The sequence below is a fragment of the Veillonella parvula genome, from assembly GCF_032577575.1.
GTDB lineage: Bacteria > Bacillota > Negativicutes > Veillonellales > Veillonellaceae > Veillonella.
Genome location: NZ_JAWFVO010000002.1, coordinates 217,540 through 230,291, shown reverse-complemented (window position 1 = coordinate 230,291; position 12,752 = coordinate 217,540). Strand labels below are relative to the sequence as shown.

General features: G+C 37.5%; 14 protein-coding genes. 10 read left to right on the top strand and 4 right to left on the bottom strand.

The window, feature by feature from the left end; translation table 11 throughout:
- The first annotated feature begins 143 nt into the window (after nucleotides 1-143).
- From E7K77_RS05010 to E7K77_RS05000, 3 genes are all read left to right on the top strand, one after another.
- A complete protein-coding gene (locus E7K77_RS05010; protein WP_012863831.1) occupies nucleotides 144-707 on the top strand; it encodes a PepSY domain-containing protein in 564 nt (187 codons plus the stop codon).
- Between the two features lie 515 nt (nucleotides 708-1,222).
- A complete protein-coding gene (locus E7K77_RS05005) occupies nucleotides 1,223-1,843 on the top strand; it encodes a hypothetical protein (RefSeq protein WP_004693968.1) in 621 nt (206 codons plus the stop codon).
- 158 nt (nucleotides 1,844-2,001) lie between these two features.
- Entirely contained in the window at nucleotides 2,002-2,280 is a 279-nt protein-coding gene (locus E7K77_RS05000; protein ID WP_325306370.1) for a PepSY domain-containing protein, read from the top strand.
- Between the two features lie 403 nt (nucleotides 2,281-2,683).
- Here E7K77_RS05000 and alr read toward each other — a convergent pair whose 3' ends face one another.
- Nucleotides 2,684-3,796 carry an alanine racemase gene (gene alr, locus E7K77_RS04995; RefSeq protein WP_325306369.1) on the bottom strand — a complete coding sequence of 371 codons (1,113 nt, stop codon included), beginning with the start codon at nucleotides 3,794-3,796 and terminating at the stop codon, nucleotides 2,684-2,686.
- 385 nt (nucleotides 3,797-4,181) lie between these two features.
- On the opposite strand from alr, the gene E7K77_RS04990 reads away from it, so the two are divergent.
- From E7K77_RS04990 to E7K77_RS04965, 6 genes are all read left to right on the top strand, one after another.
- On the top strand, nucleotides 4,182-5,132 hold the full coding sequence (locus E7K77_RS04990; RefSeq protein ID WP_325306368.1) for a 2-hydroxyacid dehydrogenase: 951 nt from the start codon (nucleotides 4,182-4,184) through the stop codon (nucleotides 5,130-5,132).
- Between the two features lie 235 nt (nucleotides 5,133-5,367).
- On the top strand, nucleotides 5,368-5,760 hold the full coding sequence (gene merR / locus E7K77_RS04985; protein ID WP_001863748.1) for an Hg(II)-responsive transcriptional regulator: 393 nt from the start codon (nucleotides 5,368-5,370) through the stop codon (nucleotides 5,758-5,760).
- Nucleotides 5,761-5,788: 28 nt separating this feature from the next.
- Nucleotides 5,789-7,429 carry a mercury(II) reductase gene (gene merA / locus E7K77_RS04980; protein WP_325306367.1) on the top strand — a complete coding sequence of 547 codons (1,641 nt, stop codon included), beginning with the start codon at nucleotides 5,789-5,791 and terminating at the stop codon, nucleotides 7,427-7,429.
- Nucleotides 7,430-7,654: 225 nt separating this feature from the next.
- Nucleotides 7,655-7,855 (top strand): transposase family protein, encoded by a 201-nt coding sequence (locus tag E7K77_RS04975; RefSeq protein WP_252306436.1) that lies wholly within the window; start codon nucleotides 7,655-7,657, stop codon nucleotides 7,853-7,855.
- 53 nt (nucleotides 7,856-7,908) lie between these two features.
- On the top strand, nucleotides 7,909-8,319 hold the full coding sequence (locus E7K77_RS04970; protein ID WP_252306437.1) for a transposase: 411 nt from the start codon (nucleotides 7,909-7,911) through the stop codon (nucleotides 8,317-8,319).
- An 8-nt stretch (nucleotides 8,320-8,327) separates the two neighbouring features.
- Nucleotides 8,328-8,912 carry a transposase gene (locus E7K77_RS04965; protein WP_252306438.1) on the top strand — a complete coding sequence of 195 codons (585 nt, stop codon included), beginning with the start codon at nucleotides 8,328-8,330 and terminating at the stop codon, nucleotides 8,910-8,912.
- Between the two features lie 33 nt (nucleotides 8,913-8,945).
- Here E7K77_RS04965 and E7K77_RS04960 read toward each other — a convergent pair whose 3' ends face one another.
- Nucleotides 8,946-9,509 (bottom strand): TetR/AcrR family transcriptional regulator, encoded by a 564-nt coding sequence (locus tag E7K77_RS04960; protein WP_004697862.1) that lies wholly within the window; start codon nucleotides 9,507-9,509, stop codon nucleotides 8,946-8,948.
- Nucleotides 9,510-9,709: 200 nt separating this feature from the next.
- Here E7K77_RS04960 and E7K77_RS04955 point away from each other — a divergent pair, with 200 nt between their 5' ends.
- On the top strand, nucleotides 9,710-11,605 hold the full coding sequence (locus E7K77_RS04955) for a heavy metal translocating P-type ATPase (RefSeq protein ID WP_325306366.1): 1,896 nt from the start codon (nucleotides 9,710-9,712) through the stop codon (nucleotides 11,603-11,605).
- 119 nt (nucleotides 11,606-11,724) lie between these two features.
- Here the strand turns inward: E7K77_RS04955 and pflA are convergent, their stop codons facing one another.
- Both pflA and grcA3 read right to left on the bottom strand, forming a co-directional pair.
- Nucleotides 11,725-12,501 (bottom strand): pyruvate formate-lyase-activating protein, encoded by a 777-nt coding sequence (gene pflA, locus E7K77_RS04950; RefSeq protein ID WP_325306364.1) that lies wholly within the window; start codon nucleotides 12,499-12,501, stop codon nucleotides 11,725-11,727.
- 12 nt (nucleotides 12,502-12,513) lie between these two features.
- Nucleotides 12,514-12,750 carry an autonomous glycyl radical cofactor GrcA3 gene (gene grcA3 / locus E7K77_RS04945; protein ID WP_004693956.1) on the bottom strand — a complete coding sequence of 79 codons (237 nt, stop codon included), beginning with the start codon at nucleotides 12,748-12,750 and terminating at the stop codon, nucleotides 12,514-12,516.
- Between the last annotated feature and the right edge of the window lie 2 nt (nucleotides 12,751-12,752).

The following is a 12,752-nucleotide window of genomic DNA, read 5'->3' as shown; positions in this document are numbered from 1 at the left end:
TTACAAAAATGAATCTATGTGCATTGTATCATAGGGCGTAGGTACATGCACTAATTATATAAATAAAGATTATAAACCGCGTTGATTTAGTGTATAATTGTATATATATTGTTATGATAACTGTTTGAGATATGGAGGAACCAATGAGATCATTTTTTGTAAAAGGTAGCCTTGTATTGGCCTTGGCAGCGGCATTTGGCATGCCAAATGCAAGTGCAGCCCCTTTAGTAGCTGTAGAGCCAACTGTGGCAGTTGTTGATGGCAACCATGCGGCAATTGTAGGCGCTAATGGTTTATTAAATGCCTTTATTCAAAATCATCCAAATGCTGGAATTACGGAAATCGCCTTTGATGCGGATGGAGGTCAAATTAAGTATGATGTAGAAGGTTTTGATGAAACTGGCAAATATGAGTTAACGTATATCTATGCTACTAATCAAATCTTTGAAAAACGCGAAGGGGACTTCCATAAATCGTTAAAGAAAAAATCGTTTGATCCACGAGAAATTTTACCTCCTGCAGCAGTGGTGAACTTTGCTTATGCCCAAACAAAAGGCAAAGCTGTGAGTCTCAACGAATGGGCTGTGCGCTATGATAAAGGTAAAATCGTGTACAAAGTTAGCTTTGGTACAGAAGATAATAAAGAGGTACATGTACGTATGGATGCAATGAACGGTAAATTGCTATCTGTTAAATTTGATGACTAATATATGATTGACTAGTTATTATATCTTAATAGTGCCTAGTTATTTTATTCTGAATATAATAATTAAATACATTAATACTGTTTTTCTTAAAAAAATAACTAGTATTGAAGTATTTTTTGTGAAAGTTTGCTCATGAATGTGAATTTTTAGATATCAACACGTGTATTTTGAAGCCGTTTATCCCTTATATATGGGGTAAACGGCTTTTGACATGTTATTCATGGAATTTTTAAGTATAAAGTAAATCCCATAGGATTTTATAGGAATTATATATAAATTCATTCTAAACTCACTATAAAATAAGCATTTAATGGTTCTTCTACATTTTGACTTCATAGACTATCGATAGTATGTGTACCAGTCGAAAGACAAACTCAACTATATCTGAAATTTCCAAACTATATATCTACAAGTCCATGCTAGATATATGTTTTGGAACTTACATGATGACATTGAGTTGACTGGAAATATACATGCGTAAAGTTGCATGTATATGAATTAATAAGGAGGACAATATGAAAAAATCTATTTTAAAAAGTAGTATTGCTTTAGCAGTGGCTGGTGTATTTGGTGCCACTGTAGCTGTAACAGCAGCTGAACCAGTAACTCCAATGCCTGTTACGCAAGAAACAGCGAGTACAGCGACTCCAGCACAACCAGTTACTGATCCAGTAGTTCCTACTGTAGCGGTGGCTCCAGATGTGGCTACTACTGCAGTTGCACCTAAAACTCCGGTAGCTCCTGTAGCAGAAGCTAATCAAGTAGGTACAGCAGTTCGTAATACTACACCAGTTCCAACAGCTACACAAGATGTTAAAACACCAGTAGCTCAAGAAACTGTAGTGCCTAGTACAGAAAATCCTGCAGCAGCGGTTCCTTCTATTGAAACTGCATCTGTAGCTAAAGCTCCTAGTGAACCAAGAGTAGTACGCAGTGGTGATAAAAAATCTGATTCTGTAGCGAAGCATGGTAAAGAAGTTAAAAATACTAAAAAAGCTGCAGTAGATAAAGCGCCTAAAGTAAAAGTTGTGAAAGACGAAAAAAAAGCTGATAAAGAAGAGCCTACTAAAGAGGAAAAAAAAACTCTAAAAGTAGAAAATCACAACCTAGCACAACCAACCAGCAAGAAGGCGTAGTAGACCAAAATAGTATTTTCGTAGTTGGTGCTAATTATTTAATTGACCAATTCGAAAGCAAATTTGGAAACTCCAAAATTACAAATGTATCTTTCAAAACTCAAGGTAAAACTGCCATCTATGAAGTAGCTGGTTTTAATACTAGTGGTGCTCATTCTATGACTCTAGATGTGGCTACTGGTAATGTAACGGATGGTACTCCTAAAGCATATGATACATCTATGGAAGCTAGTGCTATTGATGCCGGAACAGTAATACCTCCACATGTGGCAATTAATGCAGCTTTCGTACAGTCTGGCAAGGTAGCGACTGGTATTAATGCGTGGTCTCTTGCTAATCAAAATGGAAAATCACTATATACCATAGAGTTTCATGATGCACAAAATAAACCGATATCCGTTGTATTGGATGCTAAAACAGGGACGGTAGCAAAATAAGTTGATCTCCTATTCTATAGCGCTGTAAAGTAAACCCTTTCAAAAACGAACACTAAGCACTCAAAACTATACACACATAACATAAGTACACTTACACACACATACACAACACATAAAACACACAAAAACACACACAATAAACAACACACACAATAAACAATTACACACAGCCCTCTGGATTGGATAGATAAACATTGACTCTCTCCTATGCCGTCTATCATTCAGAGGGCCCCTTATGAATTGTGGTTCCCTCCGAATCATAAGATTATATACTTGGTATATATACTCTCTCTCACAATAAGAACGTAACTGCTTTACAGCACGCTGGGTATAGGAGAGCAAGAAATCCCGTATCATATGTAGAATTCTACATGTGATACGGGATTTCTTTATTTTACATAGGTTAGATATATTGTCGTGGTACGCGCTCTGAGAATCCACAAAAGATTTCATAAGGTATTGTAGAAGCAAGGGCTGCAATTTCTAGAGCAGAAATGCTTTCATGACCTTGAGACCCTAGAAGTACCACCTTATCGCCAGGCTTTACCGTGATTGTATCTGGAACAGAAACCATGAATTGATCCATACAAATACGACCTACTACGGGACAACGAGTGCCATGAATCAGTACGGTGCCCCGATTGGATAAACTACGAGGATAGCCATCCGCATAGCCTACAGGGATAGTAGCAATTGTCATTGGCTCAGCTGTGATATAAGTAGATCCATATCCAATGCCTTCGCCAGCAGGGATATGTTGTACATGAACAACTTCACTATGGAAAGATAAAACAGGTTTTAAGCCCAATCGATTTGGCACATCAAGAGATGGCATGATACCGTATTGAATAATACCAGGACGAGCATCTGTGAATAGACTATCTTTGACAGATAAAAGACCTGCACTGTTGGCGAGGGAGAAACGGTAATCTGCTTCTGGACGGAATGCCCGTATTTCATCTACCATGCGATGAAATTTTTGCGTTTGGCTATGGGCGTGTGATTGATCCGCCGCATCAGCATTGCTCATGTGGGAGAAGAATCCGTCTATTTCCAAATTTTCGTAGGACTCAATGCGTTTGATAAATTCAATGGCATCCTCAGGCTTGATACCGATGCGATGCATACCTGTATCAACGGCAACAGCAACGCGAATAATCATGTCGTGATTATCGGCTACTTTATCGAGTGCTTCCAAGTCTGTAGATTCACAAACAGCAGGAATGGAATTCGTATCTGCCACAAGCTCAAAAGATTGTGGCCTTGTGAGACCTAATAGATAAATAGGCACCATAATACCTGCGTTGCGAAGAGGTACAGACTCTTCCGGAATAGCAACGGCTAAGGATTCGTAACCTTCCTCCACTGCAATACGGCCCATCATAACGCTGCCGTGGCCGTAGCCATTGGCCTTGATAACAGCTGTAGATGTGCTCCACTCAGGCAAACTATCTTTAATTTTACGCAAATTCTCGCGAACGAGACTTGTATTTATGGTCAAATAGGTGGGTCTCATGGTATTCCTCAATTCTATATAACATTACTCTTATTTTATAACTTTTGGGGAATTACACAATACTTTTGTGAAAGTTTTATACAGAAAAATTAGTTATATTTTTATTTTTATAGCTCTTCTGCATATATTATATACAATAATTGTGAAAGTATACTAATTGATATGAATAGATATGTTACTTACAGTACTAATTCATAGTATTAAATTATATAAAAAATAGTATAATTTATATAGAAGTAGTATTAGATATATTTGAGGCTATTCAATTCATCTGCTATTTGCCTTTACTAGAAAGTAAGAAATAAATTTACAGGCAAAGGGCTGAGAGTTGTTGGCATGTATTAAACAAGACACATGGAATACAACATGTATGTAGGAGGTTCTCATGAGTGAACGTGTAGTAGTTGTAAACGCAAGTAAAATGAATTATGACCATGCATTAGATTTCTCCATATTATCTAATGATGTACAGGTTTATGATAACAGCACAAATACTGAGCTTATCAAACGCATTCAGGGTGCTCGCGTAGTAGTAACAAAAGAGATTTCTGTTACTGCTGAGTTACTTTCACAATTTCCAGATACAGTAAAGCTCATCGTAGAAGCCGGCACAGGCTATAATAATATCGACCTCAATGCAGCAAAGGCAAAGGGTATCACTGTGTGCAACATTCCAGCATACAGTACAGAGCGTGTAGCACATACGGTAATCATGATGATTCTTAATTTTGCGTCCACTATGCAACAACAAATTGGTATGCTTGCTAAAGGTGATCGTAGTAACTTTACAAAATATTTGCAAGTGAGTCATACAGAAGTGAATGGCAAAACATTAGGTGTTGTTGGTGCTGGTCACATCGGAATGGAAGTTATCAAAGTAGCAAAAGCACTTGGCATGAATATCTTGGTTCATACACGTACACCAAAAGCTGATGGGGATGGTATTCGTTATGTAAGTCTTGATGAATTACTTGAAAATAGTGATTATATTACATTGCATTGCCCATTGAATGACCAAACTAAACATCTTATTAATAAAGAAACAATTGGTAAGATGAAGCCTAATGCAGTTATCGTGAATACGGGGCGTGGTCCTCTTATTAATGAAGCAGACCTTTGTAAAGCATTAGCAGCCAAACGCATTGCAGGTGCAGGTCTCGATGTACAAGAGGTAGAACCACCAGTTGAGGATAGCCCTCTTTATACCCTAGATAATGTTATCATTACTCCACACATGGGTTGGAAAGGCCTTGAAACACGTCAACGCTTGGTAGGAATCATTCGTGACAATGTACAAGCCTTCTTTAAGGGTGAACCAATCAATGTTGTATCTTGATAGAATTTTAATAATTATAGGGTCTTCGGAATATATAGTGGAATTACTTTCTTAATAGTTTAAAAACAACTGGTGTTTAAATCGGATTTTCTGGTGGGATGTTAGGATAATCAATAGTATTATATAAAAGTATCAATCACATACGAGTGATACTTTGGGGAAAAAATAAAATAGTCCAATTTACTTGACCGTGTACTATGGTACATGGTTTATAATATTCAGGGGGTGAAATAAGATGATTTATCGCATTAGTGAGTTTGCAGATAAATGTGGAGTTAATAAAGAAACGATCAGATATTACGAGCGAAAAAATTTATTACAAGAACCTCACCGAACGGAAGCTGGTTATCGGATATATTCATATGATGACGTTAAGCGTGTTGGGTTTATTAAACGAATACAGGAACTTGGTTTCTCTTTAAGCGAGATTTATAAATTACTTGGTGTTGTAGATAAAGATGAAGTTCGTTGTCAAGATATGTTCGAATTTGTTTCTAAAAAACAAAAGGAAGTGCAAAAACAAATAGAGGATTTAAAACGAATTGAAACTATGTTAGACGACTTAAAACAACGATGTCCAGATGAAAAGCAATTACATTCGTGTCCAATAATAGAAACATTAACATGAGAGATTAATTAACGAAAGGAGCTTTTTTATGAATAAATTTAAGGTAAACATTTCAGGAATGACTTGTACGGGTTGTGAAAAACACGTAGAATCAGCACTTGAAAAGATAGGTGCTAAAAATATTGAGTCTAGTTATCGTCGTGGTGAAGCAGTATTTGAACTGCCCGATGATATTGAGGTTGAAAGTGCAATAAAGGCGATTGATGAAGCAAATTACCAAGCCGGAGAAATTGAAGAAGTATCATCACTAGAAAACGTGGCGTTAATTAATGAAGACAATTATGACCTTCTTATTATTGGTTCTGGTGCTGCTGCCTTTTCTTCGGCAATTAAAGCTATAGAATACGGTGCAAAAGTTGGAATGATTGAGCGTGGAACGGTTGGGGGAACCTGTGTGAATATTGGCTGTGTTCCGTCAAAAACTCTTCTTAGGGCAGGGGAAATCAATCATTTATCAAAAGACAATCCGTTTATAGGTTTACAAACATCCGCTGGAGAAGTGGATTTAGCTAGTTTAATCACGCAAAAGGATAAATTGGTGAGCGAACTTCGGAATCAAAAATATATGGATTTAATTGATGAATATAATTTTGATTTAATTAAAGGTGAAGCAAAATTCGTTGATGCTAGTACGGTTGAGGTCAATGGGGCAAAGTTATCTGCAAAACGCTTTTTAATTGCAACAGGTGCATCGCCTTCGTTGCCCCAAATTTCAGGACTTGAAAAAATGGACTATTTAACTAGTACAACACTTCTTGAGTTAAAGAAAATACCAAAACGATTAACTGTAATTGGTTCAGGATACATTGGAATGGAGCTTGGACAACTATTTCATCATTTAGGTTCAGAAATAACGCTTATGCAAAGAAGTGAGCGACTTTTAAAGGAGTATGATCCTGAGATTTCAGAGTCAGTTGAAAAAGCGTTAATTGAACAGGGTATAAACCTTGTCAAAGGGGCAACTTTTGAGCGTGTTGAACAAAGTGGAGAGATAAAAAGGGTTTACGCAACAGTAAATGGCAGTAGAGAAGTCATTGAATCAGATCAGTTACTTGTTGCCACTGGAAGAAAACCAAATACGGATTCTTTAAATTTAAGTGCAGCAGGTGTTGAAACTGGAAAAAATAATGAAATCCTGATCAATGATTTTGGTCAAACAAGTAATGAAAAGATTTATGCAGCAGGAGATGTGACTTTAGGACCACAATTTGTATATGTAGCAGCCTATGAAGGTGGAATTATTACTGATAATGCTATTGGTGGATTAAACAAAAAAATAGATTTATCGGTAGTTCCTGCTGTTACGTTTACGAATCCGACGGTTGCAACGGTTGGTTTAACAGAAGAACAAGCAAAAGAGAAAGGGTATGATGTGAAGACATCTGTATTACCTTTAGATGCTGTTCCAAGAGCAATTGTAAACCGTGAAACAACCGGTGTATTTAAACTAGTAGCAGATGCAGAAACACTAAAAGTATTAGGGGTTCATATTGTATCTGAAAATGCAGGAGATGTCATCTATGCAGCATCATTAGCTGTTAAATTTGGCTTAACGATAGAAGATTTAACAGAAACCCTAGCACCATATTTAACAATGGCTGAAGGGCTAAAATTAGTTGCACTTACGTTCGATAAAGATATTTCGAAATTATCTTGTTGTGCAGGCTAAGGGAACTTTTTTATAACTCCCTATTCAAGTGAACCAGCTAATGCTTTAAGGGATTTTCTAAGTGCATTTGTGGTCACAAAAATAATTTAACACTGATGATTTCGACATCAAATCTATAATTGATACCTTAACACCGCTGAGTAATAAAGGATGAATAATATGTCAGACTTATTATCCCTACCAGACATTAAAACAATAGAACCGCCACAAAAAAATGAAACCGATATGACGTTTAAAGTTGAAGCAGTCGGACCACCTGAACGTTGTCCTGAATGTGGTTTTGACAAGTTGTACAAACACAGTTCAAGAAATCAACTAATTATGGATTTGCCCATTCGTTTAAAGCGAGTGGGCTTACAATTGAACCGTAGACGATACAAGTGTCGTAAATGCGGATCTACCTTCTGGGAACGCCTATATCTGTAGATGAAAAGCGTAGTATGACCAAAAGGCTTTTAAAGTCCATTCAAGAGCAATCCATGTCTAAGACCTTTGTAGAAGTCGCAGAAAGCGTTGGTGTTGACGAGAAAACCATTAGGAACGTTTTTAAGGACTATGTGGCACTCAAAGAACGTGAATACCAGTTTGAAACTCCTAAGTGGCTTGGGATAGACGAGATACATATTATCCGTAGACCTCGGCTTGTATTGACTAATATTGAACGCAGGACTATTTATGACATCAAGCCTAACCGTAACAAGGAAACAGTCATCCAACGTCTTTCAGAAATCAGTGACAGGACTTACATTGAGTACGTCACAATGGATATGTGGAAGCCCTACAAAGACGCAGTGAACACTATCCTTCCACACGCTAAAGTTGTCGTAGATAAGTTTCATGTAGTTAGAATGGCTAATCAAGCCTTAGAGATAACGTCAGAAAGTCTTTGAAAGCCCATATGAGCCAAAAAGAAAGACGTACCCTTATGCGTGAAAGGTTTATCCTTCTAAAGCGTAAACACGATCTAAATGAACGTGAATCATTCCTCTTAGATACTTGGTTAGGTAATCTTCCTGCTTTAAAAGAAGCCTATGAACTCAAAGAAGAGTTTTACTGGATATGGGATACTCCTGATCCAGATGAAGGTCATCTTCGTTATAGTCAATGGAGACACCGTTGTATGTCCAGCAACTCTAAAGACGCATATAAAGACCTCGTGAGAGCCGTAGACAACTGGCATGTTGAAATATTCAACTACTTTGATAAAAGGCTCACTAATGCTTATACGGAGTCAATTAACAGCATTATTAGGCAGGTAGAGCGAATGGGTAGAGGTTACTCGTTTGATGCCTTACGAGCCAAAATCCTTTTCAATGAGAAGCTCCATAAAAAGCGTAAGCCACGATTTAATTCAAGTGCTTTCAATAAAGCTATGTTATACGATACTTTCAATTGGTATGAAGTGAATGATCACGACATTACAGACAACTTAGGTGTCGATTTTTCCACACTTATTAAGAATTTGGAGAAGGGTGATTTATAAGCCCTTTTCCACCATAAAATCCGAATACCCTAATTATATAATAGGTTCTATAACGGCATGAAAGTAATTGTCTAATTTTGTAGGTGATTCTTTCATGCCGTTTTTTACCCACCATAACACCATTTCGACAAAACTACCTGAAATATGATTGATAATAAAGTCATCCGGTAGATTTGTATTTGCTTTACGGTCTTGATTGATGAAATATCCTTGCACCAACTCATTTAGATGATCTCTAAAATAGCGCAAAAAGATTTCGTTATTATCACTAGCTAGTAGTTCGAGGATTTTATTTTCATTTTGCTGTAAATGTTGTAATAAATGACCAAATACTGAGACGGGGTAAACACTTTGTTGATAAAGACCATGAGCATGAGGTAAATGATTAATACTATCTTTTATATGTAAAAACAAGTCTTCGCAGAGGGCTTCTAGTAATGCCTCTTTTGTGTCGAAATGAGCATAAAATGTGGTGCGTCCAATATCTGCAGCACTAATGATTTCCTGAACGGTGATTTTGTCATATGCCTTATTAGATAATAAGTCGTTAAAAGCTATAAATATGGCTTTACGAGTCCTTTTCTGTCTACGATCCATATTAACTCCTGTCATACTTTTAGTACAAAACATCATATATGTTCCGTAATGAACATATATGATGTTTTATATATTGTATTAAAACCATAGGTTGATACAATTAAAGTGAACAAAGTGTTCGCTATCGTAATTATTGTACTGTAAGTATAGTTATAATTCAATTCATATTGATAGTGAAAGTCTGATAAGGGGATTGCTGTATGGTACATCGAATACATGATATATTATCTGGTTTATATATGACGATTTTAGCAGGGCTATTTTTACTGCTTGATGGGATTCCGCATTTGATAGAGGAGTTTGGTGGACAGAGTCCGTTTCAAAATATATTCCCTTTTGAGCCTTCTTGGGTTACCGTTATTATTTGTGGTTTTCCTCTTGTGTATTTATCTATTCGAAGGATCGTATATAATAAGGGAATTAGTAAAATCTCATCAGCTCTATTGATTTCCATGGCTATGTTTGCAGCCGTTGCCATCGGAGATATATTTGCGGCTGGTGAGGTAGCGTTTATTATGGCTTTAGGCGCTCTCCTTGAAGAATCAACTACCGAGCGAGCAAAAAAAGGGTTAAAAAAGTTAATTTCGTTAGCACCTGTTAAGGGTCGTAAAATACAAGATAACAAAGAAATAATGATTTCCATAGAGTCTATACAAAGTGGTGATTACTTGCGAATCCTTCCGGGCGAAACAATACCTGTAGATGGTCGAATCATTAAAGGTGAAACAACGGTAGACCAATCCATTATGACAGGAGAGTCTATACCTGTTGATAAAACAATTGATGATGATGTATTTGGTGGAACTATTAATTGTTTTGGTGCCATAGATATTATAGCTACTAAAGTGGGCGAAGATAGTTCTATTCAAAAAATGATTCAGCTTATTAGAAATGCGGAACAGAAACAGGCTCCGATTCAGCGCATAGCTGATACTGTTGCTAGTCGATTGGTTCCTATTGCATTGATGATTGCTTGCATAGGCTATCTAGTAACTGGAAATATTATCGTCGGTGTTACTGTGTTGGTAGTATTTTGTCCTTGTGCATTGGTGCTTGCTACACCTACTGCGGTTATGGCCGCTATTGGTCAAGCTACTAAACATGGCGTTATTATTAAATCTGGTGAAATTCTTGAAACTATGGGAAAAGTGGATACCATGGCATTTGATAAAACCGGCACATTAACACGTGGCCAGTTATCGGTTCAATCTATTTTGGTCGTTGATACAGATTATAGTGAGGTCGATATTCTTCAATTAGCTGCATCTGCAGAGGCTAAGAGCGAGCATCCTATTGGCAAGGCTATCGTTTCTCATGCCATACATCAAGATTTAGAAATACTTGATACTACTTCGTTTACGATGTCCGTAGGAAGGGGCGTTATTGCCATAATAAACGGTGTTACATTATATTGTGGTCATGAACGTTTTCTTGAGGAACATAATATTATTGTTGATGAAAGGGTTCAACAAAACGTTAATACATATCGAAGTGAAGGAAAGGTATCTATCATTATTGCAGATAAAGATCATATTATAGGTATTATTACTTTATCTGATACAATGCGACGAGATACGGCAGATATGTTGTCTGCAATCTCTAGTCTAGCTATAAAAACAGTACTTCTTACGGGGGATAGTAAAGAAACGGCTACATATATTGGCAAAAAAGCAGGTATTTCTGAAATACATGCGGAGCTTTTACCTGGAGAAAAAGTGAGTATTATTGAAGAGTTGCAAGGAAAACACCACAAGGTTTGTATGGTTGGTGATGGAATTAATGATGCACCAGCTATGAAGACTTCCGATGTGAGTATTGCAATGGGGAGTATCGGTAGTGATATTGCCATAGAAACAGCTGATATTGCATTGATGAGTGAAGATCTTAGCAAAATTCCTTATATTAAGCGACTATCAGATGCTACGATTAGAACTATTAAATTTAGTATTGCTTTATCAATGGCCATTAACTGTATCGCTATTATTCTCTCATTACTTGAGGTTTTGACACCTACTACCGGTGCGTTAGTTCATAATGTGGGGTCCTGTTTGGTTGTCCTCATTGCAGCCCGTTTGTATGATAGAAAGTTTATTTAAATGCAATAAGAGCCGTCCCCGGTTGTATGGGGGCGGCTCTATTGATTAGGGCTATCATAGATCAAGTCTTGGTATATATATTTATATATATCAAGGGAGGTAGTTATCCTCAAACTTGATTATGATTGATGTTGTGTTTTGATGGGACTCCACCAATGGCGTCTATAGGCCTTGATGCCTTCCACCACGGTTCTTGTCGCTTTGGCTGCAATATCTTTCGTTGCAGCGGGGATGCCCTCTAGGCGATAGGGAATACCTAACTCCTTATATTTGGCGGTACCCATAACGTGATATGGTAAGCAGTCAACGGCTTGTAAATTTTTCAGAGATCCTAGGAAAAAGCCTAGACGATAGTGACGATCGGCATTATCTGTAATCGTAGGGACTACTACGTGACGAACCCAAATCGGAACTTCCACGTCTGCCGTTAATCGAGCAAACCCGAGAATGGGTTCTAACGGTTTACCCGTTAACCATAAATGCTTGGCTGGATCGATTTCCTTAATATCTAGGATGACGAGACTAGTTACACTGAGTAATTTACGGTATGCCACCTCTTGGTGGGGGTCAAAACAAATTCCACTTGTATCTAAACAGGTATGGACGTTTCTTTCACGGAAATATGTGAAAAGCTCAATAACAAAGTCGATTTGCATAAGAGCTTCCCCACCTGTGACGGTGATACCACCATTAGTATAAAATTGGCGGTTACGTTCGTACTGGTCCCATAATTCCTTTACGGTCATGAATTTAGCATTATCGCTAGCTTCATCCCATGTATCAGGATTATGGCAATAAGCACAGCGCATGGGGCATCCTTGAAGAAATACCACCATGCGCATGCCTGGACCATCAACCGTACCCATCGTTTCAACCGAATGAATACGTCCAGTCATAGGAAACCTCGATTAGATACGTTGATGGAATGTACGGGAAATAACTTCGTCCTGTTGTTGTTTTGTCAATTTGTTGAAGTGCACCGCATAACCGGATACACGAATCGTCAATTGAGGGTACAACTCAGGATGTTTTTGAGCGTCTAACAATGTTTCACGAGTAAACACGTTAACGTTCAAATGATGGCCGCCCTTTTGGGAATAACCATCCAATAACTCTACCAAGTTATCAACTTGTTGGTTGCTCATGG